Below are 16,999 nucleotides of genomic sequence, written 5' to 3'. Positions count from 1 at the left end.
TCTCACCCGCGGGCCATGAGGTACCAGGTCACCAGCCCGGCGACGCCGATCAGCATGGCGAAGGCATAGTGGTAGACATAGCCGGTCTGCAGCCGCACGACCCGGTTGGTCACGTCGACGACCCGTGCAGAGACGCCGTCCGGTCCCAAGCCGTCGATGACGAGGCCGTCGCCCTTCTTCCAGAGGAAGCGGCCAAGCCACATCGCCGGCTTCACGAACAGGAAGTCGTAGATCTCGTCGAAGTACCACTTGTTGAGCAGGAACTTGTAGAGCACCGGGTTGGCGGCGGCGAGCTTGCCCGGGATATCCGGACGCAGCACGTACATGTAGAGCGCCAGCAAGAAGCCGACCAGCATCGCGACGAAGGGCGACCAGACCACCCATTTCGGCACTTCGTGCATGGCGTGCAGGATGTGATTGTCCTTGCCGGTGAACAGCGCCGTCTTCCAGAAGTGCTCGTAGTCGTGGCCGATGAACGCCTCCTTGAAGACGTAACCCGCCACGAGCGCACCGAGCGAGAGCACGGCGAGCGGGATCAGCATCGAGAGCGGGCTCTCATGCGGCTTGTGGTCGTGATGGCCATGGCCGTGGTCGTCATGACCATGCGCAGCGTGGCCATGGTCGTCATGATGGCCGTGGGCGGCGTGCGCGTGGTCATCGTGACCATGCGCATCATGGCCGTGACCGGCCCAGCGCGGCTTGCCCTCGAAGGTCATGAAGTAGAGCCGCCAGGAATAGAATGACGTCATCAGCGCGGCGACGACCAGCAGCACGAAGGCGTAGGAGCTGGCGAAGCCACCATGCGCGACCGAGGCATAGGCGCTCTCGATGATCGCATCCTTGGAGAAATAGCCGGCGAAGAGCGGGAAGCCGGTCAGCGCCAGCGTGCCGATCGTCATGGCGGCCGCGGTCCACGGGATGTGTTTACGCAGGCCGCCCATGTTCCGCATGTCCTGCTCATGGTGCATCGCGTGGATGACCGAGCCGGCGCCCAGGAACAGCAGCGCCTTGAAGAAGGCGTGGGTGAAGAGGTGGAAGATGCCAGCCGAATAGGCGCCGACACCCATCGCCACGAACATGTAGCCGAGCTGGGAGCAGGTCGAATAGGCGATGACGCGCTTGATGTCGTTCTGCACCAGGCCGACGGTCGCGGCGAAGAAGGCCGTGGTGGCGCCGATGACGACGACGACGGTCAGCGCGACCGGAGCGTATTCGAAGATCGGCGACAGGCGCGCCACCATGAAGACGCCGGCGGTGACCATGGTCGCGGCATGGATCAGCGCCGAGACCGGGGTCGGGCCTTCCATCGCGTCCGGCAGCCAGGTGTGCAGCATGAACTGCGCCGACTTGCCCATGGCGCCCATGAACAGCAGCAGGCAGGTCAGCGTCAGCGCGTTCCAGTCATAGCCGAGGAAGCGGAAGCTGCGCTCCGTCAAACCGGCGATCTGCGGAAAGATGCTGTCGAGGGCGACCGATCCGGTCAGCACGAAAACCAGGAAGATGCCGAGCAGGAAGCCGAAATCGCCGACGCGGTTGACGACGAAGGCCTTGATCGCCGCGGCATTGGCCGAGGGCTTCTGATACCAGAAGCCGATCAGCAGATAGGAAGCGAGACCGACGCCCTCCCAGCCGAAGAACATCTGCACCAGGTTGTCGGCCGTCACCAGCATCAGCATGGCGAAGGTGAACAGCGAGAGATAGGCAAAGAAGCGCGGCCGCGAGGGATCCTCGTGCATGTAGCCGATCGAATAGACGTGCACGAGCGAGGAGACGGTGTTGACCACGACCAGCATCACCGCGGTCAGCGTGTCGATGCGGAAGGCCCAGTCGACGCGCAGATCCGCAGAGGCCAGCCAGGTCGCGACCTGGACGCGGGTGGTGCCCGAGCCGAAGCCGACCTGAAACAGGGCGATCCAGGACAGCACCGCCGAGACCAGCAGCAGCGTGGTGGTGACGATCTCCGAGGCGCGGGCGCCGATCAGCCGGCCGAAAATGCCGGCGATGAAGAAGCCGATCAGAGGGAGGAAGACGATCGCGTGATACATGGCAGGTTACGGGCGCGTTGCCGCGCTCAGCCTTTCATCATGTTGATGTCTTCCACCGCGATCGTGCCGCGGTTGCGGAAGTAGACGACGAGAATGGCGAGCCCGATCGCAGCCTCGGCGGCCGCCACGGTCAGCACCAGGAGCGCGAAGACCTGGCCGACGATGTCGTTCAGGAAGCTCGAGAAGGCGACGAAGTTGATGTTGACCGAGAGCAGGATCAGCTCGATCGACATCAGGATGACGATGACGTTCTTGCGGTTGATGAAGATGCCGAGCACGCCGAGCGTGAACAGGATCGCGCCGACCGCGAGATAGTGTCCGAGCCCGATCATCACGCCATCTCCTCGGGAACGCCGGCGCGCGACGGCACCTGCTTCACATCCATCGCCGCAGCCTTGGTGCGGGCGTTCTGCGTCGGGATATCCTGGCGCTTGATGCCCTTCCGGTCGCGCAGCGTCAGCACGATCGCGCCGATCATCGCGACGAGCAGCACGAGGCCCGCCGCCTGGAAGTAGTAGACATACTTGGTATAGAGCACCTGCCCCAGCGCCGCCGTGTTGGTGACGCCGGCGGGGATCGCCGCGACCGGCGCCCGCGCGATCTGCGGATCGATCACCCAGGCGCCGACGACCAGCAGCAGCTCGACCGCAAAGATCAGGCCGATCAGGCCGCCGATCGGCAGATATTGCAGGAAGCCCTGGCGCAGCTCGGCGAAGTCGACGTCGAGCATCATCACCACGAAGAGGAAGAGCACGGCGACGGCGCCGACATAGACGACGATCAGCAGCATCGCGAGGAACTCGGCCCCGAGCAGCAGGAACAGGCCCGCCGCGTTGACGAAGGCGAGGATCAGGAACAACACCGAATGGACCGGGTTGCGTGCCGAAATCACCATCAGCGCCGAGGCGATGGTGACGCCTGAGAAGAGATAGAAGAAAGCCGCTGCGGCATTCATCTTCGCCAGCCTTTCCGCCCTAAAGGGCGGCCCTCGTTTTCATCACGCGGCGGATCGAGACCCGCCGCAGTTTGGAGCGTCTATAGTCAGGCCCGCCTAGCGCGACAACCGCGCGACGGGCTCCGTCCTCAGCGATAGGGCGCATCCATCGCGATATTGCGCGCGATCTCGCGTTCCCAGCGAGCACCGTTCTCGAGCAGCTTGTCCTTGTCGTAGAACAGCTCCTCACGGGTCTCGGTGGCGAATTCGAAGTTGGGGCCCTCGACGATGGCATCGACCGGGCAGGCCTCCTGGCAGAAGCCGCAATAGATGCACTTGGTCATGTCGATGTCGTAGCGCGTGGTGCGGCGGGTGCCGTCATTGCGGCGCGGGCCGGCCTCGATCGTGATCGCCTGTGCCGGGCAGATCGCCTCGCAGAGCTTGCAGGCGATGCAGCGCTCCTCGCCGTTCGGATAGCGGCGCAGCGCGTGTTCGCCCCGGAAGCGCGGCGAGAGCACGCCCTTCTCGAAGGGATAGTTCAGCGTCGCCTTCGGCTTGAAGAAATAGCGCATCGACAGGACGAAAGCGCCGACGAACTCCTTGAGGAGCAGTCCTTTGGCAGCTTGCGCGAGTGACATCTTCTCGTCCTTCTCTCGTCTCAACCGAACAGCGTCCGGCCGATCAGGTAACCGACGATGGGCAATCCACCCACCGAAACCACCAGCACCGCCGCCTTCAACAGGCGGATGCGCCGTTCGTAATCATCCTTCTCGGCCTGCGTCTGCGAGCTGTCGGTGCGACGCAACGCACCAACCACAACGCCCATGACGAGCCGGTACTCGATCAGGCCGACAACGAAGCCGATCAAAGCTCCGATCAGTCCGGCCTGGCCCGCCGTCACGGAGCGGGCCCCCAACCAGTGAGCTGCAGCACCGCCGCGACCACGACGACCGACGCCAGCGACAACGGCAGGAAGACCTTCCAGCCCAGCCGCATCAGCTGGTCATAGCGGTAGCGCGGCACGAAGGCCTTCACCATCGCGAACATGAAGAAGACCATGCAGATCTTGAGCGCGAACCAGAATATGCCCGGCAGCCAGGTGAAGGGCGCGACCGGGAATGGCGGCAGCCAGCCACCGAGGAACAGGATCGTGGTCAGCGAGCACATGGTCATGATCGCCACGTATTCGCCGAGCATGAACAGCAGATACGGGGTCGAGGAGTACTCGACCATGAAGCCCGCAACGAGCTCCGATTCCGCTTCCGGCAGGTCGAAGGGCGGCCGGTTCGTCTCGGCCAGCGCCGAGATGAAGAACACGATGAACATCGGGAAGAGCGGCAGCCAGTACCAGCCGAACAGGCCCGCCTTCGAGTTCTGCGCCTCGACGATGGCCGAGAGATTGAGCGAGCCGACGCAGAGCAGCACGGTGATGATCACAAAGCCGATCGAGACTTCGTAGGAGACCATCTGCGCCGCCGAGCGCAGCGCGCCGAGGAATGGGTACTTCGAGTTCGAGGCCCAGCCGCCCATGATGACGCCATAGACGCCGAGCGAGGAGATCGCGAAGATGTAGAGCACGCCGACATTGATGTCGGCGATCGCCCAACCTTCCGCCACCGGGATCACCGCCCAGGCCGCCAGCGCCAGCACGCAGGAGATCAGCGGCGCGAGCAAAAACACGCCCTTATTGGCGCTGGACGGGATGATCGGCTCCTTGAAGACGAACTTCAAGAGGTCGGCGAAGCTCTGGAACAGGCCGAACGGGCCGACCACGTTCGGACCGCGCCGCAGCTGCACCGCCGCCCAGATCTTGCGATCGGCGAGCAGGATGAAGGCGATGAAGACCAGCAGGCAGACCAGCAGCAGCAGGCTCTTGCCGGCGATGATCGCAAGATCGAGGACGAGGTCCCAGTTCATCGAGGCTTACTCCGCCGCCTGGCGCATGCGGCCGGAGGCCAGCGCCGAGCATTCCGCCATCACCGCCGAAGCGCGGGCGATGGGGTTCGTGGTGTAGAAGTCGCTGACGGCCGGGGCAAAGCCCGCCTTCTCGGTCGCACCGCCCTGCCCGGCCAGCTTCGCCAGGCCGGAGCGATCGCCCTCCGCCACCGCATCGACGGCGGCAAAATGCGGGTGGGCGGCATAGAGCTCTCGGCGCAGCGCCCCGAGCGAATCGAAGGGCAGCGGCTTGCCGAGCGAGGCCGAGAGCGCCCGCAGGATCGCCCAGTCCTCCTTGGCATCGCCCGGCGGGAAGGTGGCACGCGCCGCCATCTGCACCCGTCCTTCGGTGTTGACGTAGGTGCCGGATTTCTCGGTATAGGCGGCGCCCGGCAGGATGACGTCGGCGCGATGGGCGCCCTTGTCGCCATGGCTGCCCTGGTAGATCACGAAGGCGCCGGCCGACACCTCGATCTCGTCGGCGCCAAGCAGGAAGAGCACGTCGAGCGCGCCCGCTGCCGTCATGCTGGCGACATCGAGCCCCCCCTCAGCCGGCACGAAGCCGAGATCGAGGCCACCGACGCGGGCGGCGGCCGTGTGCAGCACGCCGAAGCCGTTCCAGCCATCCTTGACCGCGCCGAGCACCTCGGCCGCCTTGGCCGCAAGGGAGAGCACCGCAGCACCGTCGGCGCGGGTGAGCGCTCCTTGCCCGACCAGCACCATCGGCCGCTCGCCGGCAGCCCCGGCGCGCTTGACCAGATCGGCCAGCGTCTCAGGGCCAGCGCCGAGATAGTCACAGGCGTAGGTCAGATCGACCTTCTCGCCGATCAACGAGACCTTGAAATCGCCGCGCAACCAGCGCTTGCGGATGCGGGCATTGACGATCGGCGCCTCGCGGCGCGGGTTCGAGCCGATGATCAGCAGCGAGGTCGCGTCCTCGATCCCGGCGATGCCGGTATTCAGGATATAGCTGGCGCGACCGAAGGCCGGATCGAGCTTCGTCCCGTCCTGGCGGCAGTCGAGATTGGCCGAGCCGAGGCCGGCGATCAGGCCTTTAAGCGCATACATCTCCTCGACCGCGGCGAGATCGCCGGCGATGGCGCCGATGCGTTCCGGCTTGGCAGCCTTGAGCTTGCGCGCGACAAGGGAAAGCGCCTCGGTCCAGCTCGCCGGCCGCAGGTGTCCGTGCTCGCGGATATAGGGCTGGTCGAGCCGCTGGGTCCTGAGCCCGTCCGCGATGTGGCGGGTCTTGTCGGAGATCCACTCCTCGTTCACCGCCTCGTTGATGCGCGGCAGCACCCGCATCACCTCACGGCCGCGCGAGTCGACGCGGATCGCCGAGCCGACCGCGTCCATCACGTCGATGGATTCGGTCTTGGTCAGTTCCCAGGGCCGGGCCTTGTTCTGGTAGGGCTTGGAGGTCAGCGCGCCGACCGGGCAGAGGTCGACGACATTGCCCTGCAGCTCCGAGCTCATCGCGTGCTCGAGATAGGTGGTGATCTCCATGTCCTCGCCGCGGCCGATCGCGCCGAGGTCCGAGGCGCCGGCGACCTCGGTGGTGAAGCGGACACAGCGCGTGCACTGGATGCAGCGCGTCATCGAGGTCTTGACCAGCGGGCCGATATACTTGTCCTCGACCGCGCGCTTGTTCTCGGCATAGCGCGAGGTGTCGACGCCATAGGCCATGGCCTGGTCCTGGAGGTCGCACTCGCCGCCCTGGTCGCAGATCGGGCAGTCGAGCGGGTGGTTGATGAGCAGGAACTCCATCACCCCTTCGCGCGCCTTCTTGACCATGGGCGACCTGGTCAGCACGACCGGCAGCTCGCCGTTCGGGCCGGGACGCAGGTCGCGTACGCCGATGGCGCAGGAGGCCTGCGGCTTGGGCGGGCCACCCTTCACCTCGACCAGGCACATGCGGCAATTGCCGGCGATCGAGAGCCGCTCATGGAAACAGAAGCGCGGCACCTCGGCGCCCGCCGCCTCGCAGGCCTGGAGCACTGTGTACTCCGCGGGGACGTCGACCTCGATGCCGTCGATCAGAAGCTTGGTCATGGTCTCACTCCGCCGCCATGAGCCTGACCGGCTCGCCATGCGGGTTGGCGGCATAGTCGTCGATGCGCTGCTCGATTTCGTGACGGAAATGGTTGATCAGGCCCTGGATCGGCCAGGCGGCAGCGTCGCCCAGCGCGCAGATGGTGTGGCCCTCGATCTGCTTGGAGACGTCAAGCAGCATGTCGATCTCGCGCTTCTGGGCGCGGCCCTCCGCCATGCGGTTGACGACGCGCCACATCCAGCCGGTGCCCTCGCGGCACGGCGTGCACTGGCCGCAGCTCTCATGCTTGTAGAAGTAGCTGATGCGGGCGATGGCGCGGATGATGTCGGTCGACTTGTCCATCACGATCACCGCCGCCGTGCCGAGGCCCGACTTCAGCTTCGAAAGCGAGTCGAAATCCATCGGCGTGTCGATGATCTGCTCGGCCGGCACCATGCGGACCGAGGAGCCGCCGGGGATGACCGCCTTGAGATTGTCCCAGCCGCCGCGGATACCGCCGCAATGGCGGTCGATCAGCTCGCGGAAGGTCAGTCCCATCGCCTCTTCGACATTGCAGGGCTTGTTCACATGGCCCGAGACGCAGAACAGCTTGGTGCCGACATTGTTGGGCGTGCCGATCGAGGAGAACCAGCTGGCGCCGCGGCGCAGGATGGTCGGCGCGACCGCGATCGACTCGACGTTGTTGACCGTGGTCGGGCAGCCATAGAGGCCGACATTGGCCGGGAAAGGCGGCTTCAGCCGCGGCATGCCCTTCTTGCCCTCGAGGCTTTCGAGCAGCGCCGTCTCCTCGCCGCAGATATAGGCGCCGGCGCCGTGATGCACATAGAGATCAAAGGGATAGCCGTGCTTGTTGTTCTTGCCGATGAGGTTCGCCTCATAGGCTTCGTCGACGGCGCGCTGCAGCGCCTCGCGCTCGCGGACATATTCGCCGCGGATGTAGATGTAGGCCGCATGCGCGCCCATGGCGAAGGAGGCGATCAGGCAGCCCTCGACCAGCGTATGCGGGTCGTTGCGCATGATCTCGCGGTCCTTGCAGGTGCCCGGCTCCGACTCGTCGGCGTTGACGACGAGATAGTGCGGGCGCCCGTCGCTCTGCTTGGGCATGAACGACCATTTCAGCCCGGTCGGGAAGCCGGCGCCGCCACGCCCGCGCAGGCCCGACCTCTTCATCTCGTCGATGATCCAGTCGCGCCCCTGCTCGAGCAGGAACTTGGTGCCGTCCCAGGCGCCACGCTGCATGGCGCCCTTCAGCGACAGGTCGTGAAGGCCGTAGAGATTGGTGAAAATGCGGTCGCGATCAGCCAGCATCGTTATCGCCTCACTTCACCGGCTTGTCGCCGAGGGCCGATTCCGGCCGCCAGCCTGTCGCGAGTTTCGTCGCCTGCGAAATCCAGTCGTCGCGCACGGCACGGCCCTTGAAGCCGGTCAGCCTTGCATCGACCCAGGCAAGTTCGGCCGGGGTCCAGGCGGCGACCTGGTCGAAGTGCCAGATGCCCATCTCGTTGAGCATCTTGCCGAGCTTGGGACCGACGCCCCAGATCAATTCGAGGTCGTCGCCCTTGCCGTCGCGCGCCGCGGTCAGCAGCTGCGGCTTGGTTTCGGCAACGGCCGGCTCGGCGGCAGGAGCGGCCTTGGCCGCCGGCGCGTTCTCAGCCGTGCCCTTGGCGGGCGTGTCCTTGATCGCCTTGCCGGTCGCGGACGGCGTGTCCTGCGCGGCGCCGGCCGGCTGGTTCGGCTCGGACGGCTTCGGGCGGCCGGGAGCGGCGGCTTCGGGAGCGGGCGCGGTCTTGACGTCGGTCGGGCCGGTCTTGGCGGTCGCGGCGGCCACCTCGGCTTCCGCCTTGGCCTTGGCCTCGGCCGCGGCCTTCTCGCTGGCGATCCTGATCGCGTCCTCGCGCTGCCTGGTGATGCGCGCCTGCCAGTCACCGGCGCCGATCACAGAGCCGTCGAAGAGGGCCGGATCCTTAAGCGTATCGCCGCCGCCGAGCGGCTCCGAGCAGGAGCGATCGACCTGCGGGCCGGGCTTGGTCGGGCGGCCTTCGCGCAGATCGCCGAGCAGCTTGCGGAAATTATCGGGCGTCAGATCCTCGTAGTAGTCGAAATTGATCTGCGCCATCGGGGCGTTGCAGCAGGCGCCGAGGCATTCGACTTCGAGCCAGGACAGCTTGCCGTCGGCGGTGACGGTCGATTGCGGGCCGATGACGTCCTCGCAGACCTTCTTCAGGGCCTCGGCACCGCGCAGCGCGCAAGGCGTCGTGCCGCACAGCTGGATGAAGTGCTCGCCCACCGGCTGCAGGCTGAACATGGTGTAGAAGGTCGCGACCTCCAGCACCCGCATCGGGGCCATGCCGAGCTTGCGCGCGACTTCCTCGATCGCGGCGCGCGGCAGCCAGCCATGATGCTGCTCCTGCGCCTTCCAGAGCAGCGGGATCACGGCCGAGGCCTGGCGGCCTTCCGGATATTTGGCGATCTGCTGATCGGCCCAGTTCTCGTTCGCCGCAGTGAAGGCGAAGGAGGCGGGCTGAACGTGATCGGGCGCGAGACGACGGACGGACATGATGATTACCCGAGAGGCCAGCCGCCGGCCTGCGGCCAGCCGTTTCCATTGAACCGGAACAGACAGAGATACGCGTCAGGCCCCTTCTGCAGGATGACGTACATCTCCTGCTCCCCCTTGACGGTCGCGGTGGTCGACGACTTGATCTCGAAGCCGTTGTTGATGAGTTGCGCGATGGGAATCACCGATCGACCTCCCCGAACACGATGTCGAGGGAGCCGAGGATCGCCGAGACGTCAGCGAGCATGTGCTTGCGGCACATGAAATCCATGGCCTGGAGATGGGCAAAGCCCGGCGCCTTGATCTTGCAGCGATAGGGCTTGTTGGTGCCGTCGGAGACGAGATAGACGCCGAACTCGCCCTTGGGCGCCTCGACGGCGGCATAGACCTCGCCTTCGGGCACCTTGTAGCCCTCGGTGTAGAGTTTGAAGTGGTGGATCAGCGCCTCCATCGAGCGCTTCATCTCGCCGCGCTTGGGCGGCACCATCTTGCCGTCGAGCGAGGAGATCGGCCCGCCGCCATCGGCCGAGAGCAGCTTCTCGCAGCACTGCTTCATGATGCGCACCGACTGGCGCATCTCTTCCATGCGGATGCAGTAGCGGTCGTAGCAGTCGCCGTTCTTGCCGACGGGGATGTCGAATTCCATCTCCTCGTAGCACTCGTAGGGCTGGCTCTTGCGCAGATCCCAGGGCGCGCCGGAGCCGCGCACCATCACACCCGAAAAACCCCATTTCCAGCAGGTCTCGAGATCGACGACGCCGATGTCGACGTTGCGCTGCTTGAAGATGCGGTTGTCGGTGAGCAGGGTCTCGAGATCGTCGCAGACCTTGAGGAACGGGTCGCACCATTCGGCGATGTCGTGGATCAGCGAGGTCGGCAGGTCCTGGTGGACGCCGCCCGGCCGGACATAGGCGGCGTGCATGCGCGCGCCGCAGGCCCGCTCGTAGAAGATCATCAGCTTCTCGCGCTCCTCGAAGCCCCAGAGCGGCGGGGTGAGCGCGCCGACGTCCATAGCCTGCGTGGTGACGTTGAGGATATGCGAGAGGATGCGGCCGATCTCGGAATAGAGCACGCGGATGAGCTGGCCGCGGCGCGGCACGGTCACGCCCATCAGCTTCTCGACCGCGAGCGAGTAGGCGTGCTCCTGGTTCATCGGCGCGACGTAGTCGAGCCGGTCGAAATAGGGCAGCGCCTGGAGATAGGTCTTGTGCTCGATCAGCTTCTCGGTGCCGCGATGCAGCAGGCCGATATGCGGGTCGACGCGCTCGACGATCTCGCCGTCGAGTTCCAGCACCAGGCGCAGCACGCCGTGCGCGGCTGGGTGCTGCGGGCCGAAATTGATCGAGAAGTTGCGGATGTTGTGTTCGGTCATGTCCGGCCTTCCTGGGCGGCATGGAATTCGGCGATCACCTGCTCACCGGTCTTGCGCCGGCGCTCGCCCGCGAAGGCGTAGAGATCAGGCTTCTCGTCGATGAAGATCTCTTCGGCGAAGACGAGATCGGAAGGGTTGTCGAGGCTCGGGAACGCCACTGCGACATGGCCCTCGCCGGAACGCTGGCGCCAGAACAGGCTGGTGCCGCAATTCCGGCAGAAGACGCGCTCACCCCATTCGGACGAAGGATAGACGGCAAGGTGCGTCTCGTCGGCGACAGCGACGTCCGTGCACGGCACGGTCATCAGCACGCCGCCGCTCCATTTGCGACACATGTCGCAATGGCAGACGTCCATCTCCGGCTTGGCCATCCTCGCCGTGAAGCGAACGGAACCGCAGAGACAGCCACCTGAGAGTTTGTCGCCCTCGCCCATCGCTCAGCCCGCCTTGGCCTTCTCGTCGCCCGGCAGGACGTATTCGGTCCCTTCCCAGGGCGAGAGGAAGTCGAAGTTGCGGAACTCCTGATTCAGCTTCACCGGCTCGTAGACGACGCGCTTCTGCTCGTCGTCATAGCGGACCTCGACGAAGCCGGTCAGAGGGAAGTCCTTGCGCAGCGGATAACCCTCGAAGCCGTAATCGGTGAGAATGCGGCGCAGATCCGGATGGTTCGAGAACAGGATGCCGTAGAAGTCGTAGGCCTCGCGCTCGTACCAGTTCGCCGCCGGGAAGACCTCGATCACGGACGGCACCGGGGTCGCTTCGTCAGTCTGAACCTTGACGCGCACGCGCTGGTTATGACGCGGCGAGAGCAGGTGGTAGACGACCTCGAAGCGCTTCTCGCGCTGTGGATAGTCGGCGCCGGCGATGTCGGTGAAATTGACGAAGCGGAAGCGCGGGTCGTCGTAGAGGGTCCTGAGAACGTCGACGATCGCGGCGGCCTCGGCGAGCACGGTCAGCTCGCCATAGGCGACGACGGCGTCGGTCACCGCGCCGGGCAGCGCCGTCTTGATCTCTTCACCCAATGTCGCGAGCGCTTCGCTCATCGCATCATCCTTCGAGAATGACCTGGTGATGCGTCACCACATCATCATAGCTCAACAGCACGGCTGCGGCCGCCGGCTCGACCACTGCAGCCTCCAGATCAGGCTGCGCGAACACCGCGATCGCGGCCATGCTTTCCCAGCGGGTCTGCACAGTGATCTCGACCTCGCCGGCAACCTGGCGGTTGAGCAGCGCAACGCCGCGAAAGCCAGCCAGCGCCTGCAGCTGCGGCAGCACCGAGCCGGAAAGATGCGCGCGATAGGCGAGCGCACCCTCCGGCGTGGCTCGCGCCCGCCACTGCCGCATCACGCTGGCTCCGGCCTCGCTCACCGCTCGATCGTCCCCGTCCGCCGGATCTTCTTCTGCAGCAGCAGCACGCCATAGAGCAGCGCTTCCGCGGTCGGCGGGCAGCCCGGCACATAAACGTCGATCGGCACGATCCGGTCGCAGCCGCGCACCACCGAATAGCTGTAATGGTAGTAGCCGCCGCCATTGGCGCAGGAGCCCATCGAGATGACGTAGCGCGGCTCCGGCATCTGGTCGTAGACCTTGCGCAGGGCTGGGGCCATCTTGTTGGTCAGCGTGCCGGCGACGATCATCACGTCGGACTGGCGCGGCGAGGCGCGCGGTGCAAAGCCGAAGCGCTCGACATCGTAGCGCGGCATGGAGAGCTGCATCATCTCGACCGCGCAGCAGGCGAGGCCGAAGGTCATCCACATCAGCGAGCCGGTGCGCGACCAGTTGATCAGGTCGTCGGTCGCCGTGACCAGAAAGCCCTTGTCGGCCAGTTCGTTGTTGATCTCGACGAAGAAGGGATCGCGCGTGCCGACCGGCTTGCCGTCCGGGCCGAGCAGGCCCCTGGGCGCCGGCGCGACGAGCGGATCACCGCGATCGATCGCTGTCATGGCCATCAGTTCGAACCTTTAGGTTTCGTCGAATGTAAGATCGGTGACAGGGCGGTATCAAGCTTACGCGACAAATGGTCAGTCCCACTCGAGCGCACCCTTGCGCCACTCATAGACGAAGCCGACGGTCAGCACGCCGAGGAAGATCATCATCGACCAGAAGCCGAACCAGCCGAGACCGCCGAAGGCGACCGCCCAGGGGAAAAGGAAGGCGACCTCGAGGTCGAAGATGATGAACAGGATGGCGACGAGGTAGAAGCGCACGTCGAACTTCATGCGCGCATCGTCGAAGGCGTTGAAGCCGCACTCATAGGCCGAGAGCTTCTCGGCGTCGGGCTTGGAATAGGCGACGGCGAAGGGCGCGATCAGGAGTGCCAGGCCGATCACGATCGACAGGCCGACGAAGATGACCAGAGGCAGGTAGTCCGATAGCAGGGACTGCACAGGAAGAGCTTGCATCTGTCACCCCGCTTCAACCCGGCGCCGAGGCGGCGCCCTCAATCTCGCCAGTCGATTAGACCCTGCTTTAGAATCACGCAAGGGTTCGCCGCGCCGCACAACGCGGCTATCGCCATGTCTTTGCCGCATATGTCGACCCGCCTCGCGAAAGTGTCCCGTTTCCCGGGCGTTTCGACCTCGATTCTCACGACCTATCGTGCCTGACGCAAGGCGGTTGTCGCGGCGCGTCGAAGCGTGGCAAACGGGGACGTAACGTCAGTCTTCGGCGCCGGCACGATTCGTCGGCAAACGCTGCCGATGCGTCAGGAGCACCGCTGCGGGAATGCCGAGGCCAACAACGCATCGTGACTGCGGCATCGTGGCCGCTTTCCCGCCATCGGCGTCCCGCGCCTCGTGATTGCCATGCGGAGAGTCGTGCTGGCTGGCACCTGTGCCGCCGGGATGGCGTTCGGCCACCCAGCCGCGGCGCAGATGATGCTGGCGCCGCTGCCGCCCGAACGCCCCTTCGACCTCGACCTGCAGATCAAGCCGGGCGCGCCACCGATCGTCGTGGTGCCAGCAGCGCCAATCGAAGCCAGCGCTGTCTCAGGCCCAGCCCCCACCCTCGCCCAGCCCGACGACGATGAAGGCCCGGAATGGCCGCAGCGTACGCCGGGGCAGGTCGGCGAAGAGCCCGCCTTCGATCCGGACGAGAAGCCTGACAAGCCGGGAATCTCGACCGATCCAGGAACCTCGATCGTCTGCCTGCCGCCGGTGCTGAAGGCGATTCTCGGCAAGATCTCGGACAAATACGGGGCGGTGAAGGTGACCTCGACGTGGCGTCCGCCGTGGCGGGCGCGGCGCGGCTCCTATCACAAGCGCTGCGAGGCGATGGATTTCCGGGTGCCGGGCGTCAGGCCGCGTGTCGTTCTGGAGTGGGCCCGCAACCTGCCCGAGGTCGGCGGCAACAAGGTCTACTGGAACGGGCTGATCCACATCGACACGGGCCCGCGCCGGCCCTGGTAGGCTCGGCATCGGAGAAGAGACGCGATGCGTCCCTCAGTCCGATACCGGATCGAAGACCTCGGCGCTTCAGTAGGTGCTACCGCTATAGGGATCGCCTCCGCGGATATAACCTCGGCCCCCGTAACCGCCGCCATAGCCGCGCCCCGGAGGCGGGCCATAGTCGCGTCCACGCCCGTAGCCATCGCCACGACCATAGCCACGATCATAACCGCGTCCGTAGCCATAGCCGCGACCGCGATTCTGCCGCTCGAGGTTCCGCTGGATCTCCCACATGCGGTGCTCGCGCGTATGGCGCGTGAACGCGACGTCGAGATCGTCGAGCCCACGGGCAATCGCAGCCTCGCCGGCCGGGGCAGATTCGCGAGCGGGCGAAGCCCATGCGGGGACCGACAAGGTCAAGCCACCGATCAAAGCCGCGATGAAAGTCCGCTTACGCATCGTGTTTCCTCCAAGTGCCGGCGCAGGCCGAGCCTCGACAACAACCGCCGCGGAACGCGATTGTTCCCGTCGGTGCGGAACAAGCTGCAACCGCATGGCGACCAGATCTTCGGCGCGACCAAAAACGCGCGCCTCGCCGAGTTCCTGCGCAACACCAGACATTGACGTTGCAGCCGGCAGGCCGTGTCATCCGCTTGTCAAAGACGCCGCTTCGAATGTCTTCGGCGCCTGCGAAAGCAGTGGATACAAGTTCTGGGAAATCGTTTGAAATGGCGCGGGCGACGGGGCTCGAACCCGCGACCTCCGGCGTGACAGGCCGGCACTCTAACCAACTGAGCTACGCCCGCGCGGGCGGCGGAGGAACATGTCCTCGGCGGGGTTGGGATTATGGCCCCGGGCCCGGACTGTCAAGCACCGAGGCCGTCAAATTTGTTCATGGACTTCGCTGCGTTCCGTCTTGCTGGATTTAACGATTCCCCAACCGAACTCAGCCATCCTCGAGCAAACTTGGATGGAGCTCATGGCCGATCCTCATCATGGCGCCTTTCGACACAGCATAGCGCTGTCGGTCGTGGTGCCCTGCTACAACGAGCGGGCCGGCATCGCCGAGCTGCACCGGCGCGTGAGCGCCGCCTGCCTGGCGGCGGTCGGGCCATCCTACGAAATCGTCCTCATCATCGATGGTGCGACCGATGGCACCCGGGAAGCGATTCTCGATCTCGCTCGCCGTGACAGCCATGTCGTCGGCATGGATCTCGCCCGGAACTACGGCCACCAGATCGCGCTCACCGCGGGGCTCGAGTTTTGCCGGGGCGAACGCTGCCTTATCCTCGACGCAGACCTCCAGGATCCGCCCGAGCTTCTGGGTACGATGATGGCGAAGATGGATGAAGGCTTCGACGTCGTCTATGGCCAGCGCCTGAAGCGCGACGGCGAGAGCCTGTTCAAACGCTCCAGCGCCGCCCTGTTCTATCGCCTGTTGCGGGGGATGGTCGATATCGAGATCGCCGCGGACGCCGGGGATTTCCGCCTGATGAGCCGGCGCGCGCTCGACCATCTGAACGCGATGCCTGAGCGCTACCGCTTCGTACGCGGCATGGTGAGCTGGATCGGCTTGCGGCAGGTGGCCTTTCCGTATGAAAGGCATCCGCGCTTTGCGGGAACGACGCATTACCCGCTGAAGAAGATGCTGCTCCTGGCCTTCGACGCGATGACGAGCTTCTCCATCGCGCCCTTGCGATTCGCGTCGCATCTGGGGATGGGTTTTGGCGTGCTCGGACTTTGCGTCCTAGGCTACACCATCATGTCATGGCTGGCCGGCAACGTTATTCCCGGCTGGACCAGCCTTGCCGCGATCATCCTGATCCTTGGCAGCGTACAACTGCTTGTACTCGGCATCTTCGGCGAGTATCTCGGGCGCATGTACATGGAGACCAAGCGTCGTCCCCTCTACATCGTCGCCGAAATCGTCTGTGACGGCACGGCTGGGGCCCAAGGCAGCCCCGTGCACGAGCTGCAAGATCGGGTTAAGGGTGCCGTCAGTGCCTGAGGCGGAATTCGACCAGTTCGCTCTCGACTATCAGGAGCAGCACGCCGCCAGCATCCGCATGAGTGGCGAGACGCCGGATTTTTTCGCCAGATACAAGATCGAGGACGTCGCGACCACCCTCATGGCGGCGGGACGCCGTCCAAACCGGATTCTCGACTTCGGCGCAGGCATCGGCAACTCGCTGGGCCCCATGCGCGCGATCTTTCCCGATGCCGAGATCGTGCTGCTGGACCCGTCGGCACAATCGCTCGACATGGCCGCAAGACGCTTTCCCGGACAGGCACAATTCACGCCGTTCGACGGCGAGGCGATCCCTTTCGCAGAGGGACGGTTCGATGTCGTCTTCGCCGCCTGCGTCTTTCACCACATTCCCGAGCAGCTGCAGGCGGGACTGCTCAGCGAGATCGCGCGGGTGCTCGCTCCCGGCGGCAGCCTTTTCCTGTTCGAGCACAACCCTCTCAATCCGTTGACCAGGCATGCCGTGCGGAACTGCCCCTTCGACAAGGATGCCGTTCTGATCGCAGCGAACGAAATGCGCGCCAGAATCGCATCGGCCGGCCTGCCGGAAGCCAGGGCCGTCTACCGAATCTTCTTTCCGCGACCACTGGCGCGGCTCCGGCCGCTCGAGCGCTATCTCACCCGTTTTCCCCTCGGAGCGCAGTATTTTGTCCATGCGGTCAAATCAGCCGCCTGAGCGGCTGCGCGT

20 protein-coding genes and 1 tRNA gene are annotated in these 16,999 nt (G+C 65.3%); 3 read left to right on the top strand and 18 right to left on the bottom strand.

Annotated elements, in window-relative coordinates:
• Positions 1 to 2: 2 nt before the first annotated feature.
• The 16 genes from nuoL to B6S44_RS11180 all read right to left on the bottom strand — a co-directional run bounded on the left by nuoL (position 3) and on the right by B6S44_RS11180 (position 13,286).
• A complete protein-coding gene (nuoL, locus tag B6S44_RS11255) occupies positions 3 to 2,045 on the bottom strand; it encodes an NADH-quinone oxidoreductase subunit L (protein ID WP_129156986.1) in 2,043 nt (680 codons plus the stop codon).
• 26 nt (positions 2,046 to 2,071) lie between these two features.
• Positions 2,072 to 2,380: an NADH-quinone oxidoreductase subunit NuoK gene (gene nuoK / locus B6S44_RS11250; RefSeq protein ID WP_110491227.1), complete on the bottom strand. Its 309-nt coding sequence runs from the start codon at positions 2,378 to 2,380 to the stop codon at positions 2,072 to 2,074.
• Positions 2,377 to 3,000, bottom strand: a complete 624-nt coding sequence (locus B6S44_RS11245) for an NADH-quinone oxidoreductase subunit J (RefSeq protein ID WP_129156985.1) — start codon at positions 2,998 to 3,000, stop codon at positions 2,377 to 2,379. Before B6S44_RS11245 ends, nuoK begins: the two co-directional genes overlap by 4 nt.
• Before the next feature lie 128 nt (positions 3,001 to 3,128).
• Positions 3,129 to 3,617, bottom strand: coding sequence for an NADH-quinone oxidoreductase subunit NuoI (nuoI, locus tag B6S44_RS11240; protein WP_126111743.1), 489 nt, complete (start codon positions 3,615 to 3,617; stop codon positions 3,129 to 3,131).
• A gap of 20 nt (positions 3,618 to 3,637) precedes the next feature.
• The gene (locus B6S44_RS11235; RefSeq protein WP_129156984.1) at positions 3,638 to 3,880 is read right to left on the bottom strand and encodes a hypothetical protein; all 243 of its coding nucleotides are present in this window, start codon (positions 3,878 to 3,880) and stop codon (positions 3,638 to 3,640) included.
• Positions 3,877 to 4,896, bottom strand: a complete 1,020-nt coding sequence (gene nuoH / locus B6S44_RS11230) for an NADH-quinone oxidoreductase subunit NuoH (RefSeq protein ID WP_129156983.1) — start codon at positions 4,894 to 4,896, stop codon at positions 3,877 to 3,879. The genes B6S44_RS11235 and nuoH overlap by 4 nt, the downstream gene beginning before the upstream one ends.
• A 6-nt stretch (positions 4,897 to 4,902) precedes the next feature.
• Positions 4,903 to 6,966 carry an NADH-quinone oxidoreductase subunit NuoG gene (gene nuoG, locus B6S44_RS11225; protein ID WP_129156982.1) on the bottom strand — a complete coding sequence of 688 codons (2,064 nt, stop codon included), beginning with the start codon at positions 6,964 to 6,966 and terminating at the stop codon, positions 4,903 to 4,905.
• A 4-nt stretch (positions 6,967 to 6,970) separates the two neighbouring features.
• Positions 6,971 to 8,275 carry an NADH-quinone oxidoreductase subunit NuoF gene (gene nuoF / locus B6S44_RS11220; RefSeq protein ID WP_129156981.1) on the bottom strand — a complete coding sequence of 435 codons (1,305 nt, stop codon included), beginning with the start codon at positions 8,273 to 8,275 and terminating at the stop codon, positions 6,971 to 6,973.
• A gap of 10 nt (positions 8,276 to 8,285) precedes the next feature.
• Positions 8,286 to 9,524, bottom strand: a complete 1,239-nt coding sequence (gene nuoE / locus B6S44_RS11215) for an NADH-quinone oxidoreductase subunit NuoE (protein WP_129156980.1) — start codon at positions 9,522 to 9,524, stop codon at positions 8,286 to 8,288.
• A gap of 5 nt (positions 9,525 to 9,529) precedes the next feature.
• Positions 9,530 to 9,709: a hypothetical protein gene (locus B6S44_RS11210; protein WP_129156979.1), complete on the bottom strand. Its 180-nt coding sequence runs from the start codon at positions 9,707 to 9,709 to the stop codon at positions 9,530 to 9,532.
• Positions 9,706 to 10,896: an NADH-quinone oxidoreductase subunit D gene (locus B6S44_RS11205; RefSeq protein ID WP_129156978.1), complete on the bottom strand. Its 1,191-nt coding sequence runs from the start codon at positions 10,894 to 10,896 to the stop codon at positions 9,706 to 9,708. Before B6S44_RS11205 ends, B6S44_RS11210 begins: the two co-directional genes overlap by 4 nt.
• Positions 10,893 to 11,330 (bottom strand): GFA family protein, encoded by a 438-nt coding sequence (locus B6S44_RS11200; protein ID WP_129156977.1) that lies wholly within the window; start codon positions 11,328 to 11,330, stop codon positions 10,893 to 10,895. The genes B6S44_RS11205 and B6S44_RS11200 overlap by 4 nt, the downstream gene beginning before the upstream one ends.
• A 3-nt stretch (positions 11,331 to 11,333) precedes the next feature.
• Positions 11,334 to 11,939: an NADH-quinone oxidoreductase subunit C gene (locus B6S44_RS11195; RefSeq protein ID WP_129156976.1), complete on the bottom strand. Its 606-nt coding sequence runs from the start codon at positions 11,937 to 11,939 to the stop codon at positions 11,334 to 11,336.
• Positions 11,940 to 11,943: 4 nt separating this feature from the next.
• Positions 11,944 to 12,267 carry a hypothetical protein gene (locus B6S44_RS11190; RefSeq protein WP_129156975.1) on the bottom strand — a complete coding sequence of 108 codons (324 nt, stop codon included), beginning with the start codon at positions 12,265 to 12,267 and terminating at the stop codon, positions 11,944 to 11,946.
• A complete protein-coding gene (locus B6S44_RS11185) occupies positions 12,264 to 12,842 on the bottom strand; it encodes a NuoB/complex I 20 kDa subunit family protein (RefSeq protein WP_126111765.1) in 579 nt (192 codons plus the stop codon). The genes B6S44_RS11190 and B6S44_RS11185 overlap by 4 nt, the downstream gene beginning before the upstream one ends.
• Positions 12,843 to 12,920: 78 nt before the next feature.
• Positions 12,921 to 13,286 (bottom strand): NADH-quinone oxidoreductase subunit A, encoded by a 366-nt coding sequence (locus B6S44_RS11180; RefSeq protein WP_110491427.1) that lies wholly within the window; start codon positions 13,284 to 13,286, stop codon positions 12,921 to 12,923.
• 429 nt (positions 13,287 to 13,715) lie between these two features.
• Here B6S44_RS11180 and B6S44_RS11175 point away from each other — a divergent pair, with 429 nt between their 5' ends.
• A complete protein-coding gene (locus B6S44_RS11175) occupies positions 13,716 to 14,306 on the top strand; it encodes a YcbK family protein (protein WP_164985798.1) in 591 nt (196 codons plus the stop codon).
• 66 nt (positions 14,307 to 14,372) lie between these two features.
• Here the strand turns inward: B6S44_RS11175 and B6S44_RS29640 are convergent, their stop codons facing one another.
• A complete protein-coding gene (locus tag B6S44_RS29640; protein WP_206735132.1) occupies positions 14,373 to 14,744 on the bottom strand; it encodes a hypothetical protein in 372 nt (123 codons plus the stop codon).
• A 270-nt stretch (positions 14,745 to 15,014) separates the two neighbouring features.
• Positions 15,015 to 15,091 (bottom strand) — tRNA-Asp (locus tag B6S44_RS11165).
• A gap of 173 nt (positions 15,092 to 15,264) precedes the next feature.
• Between B6S44_RS11165 and B6S44_RS11160 the strand changes: the two genes are divergently transcribed.
• Entirely contained in the window at positions 15,265 to 16,293 is a 1,029-nt protein-coding gene (locus B6S44_RS11160) for a glycosyltransferase family 2 protein (protein WP_129156973.1), read from the top strand.
• Positions 16,217 to 16,987, top strand: coding sequence for a class I SAM-dependent methyltransferase (locus tag B6S44_RS11155; RefSeq protein ID WP_248309555.1), 771 nt, complete (start codon positions 16,217 to 16,219; stop codon positions 16,985 to 16,987). Before B6S44_RS11160 ends, B6S44_RS11155 begins: the two co-directional genes overlap by 77 nt.
• Positions 16,988 to 16,999 lie beyond the last annotated feature (12 nt).

Source organism: Allobosea sp. Tri-44 (assembly GCF_004123845.1).
Classification (GTDB): domain Bacteria; phylum Pseudomonadota; class Alphaproteobacteria; order Rhizobiales; family Beijerinckiaceae; genus Allobosea.
Note: the sequence above shows the minus strand (reverse complement) of the source record. Positions and strands in the feature narration are given on the sequence as shown.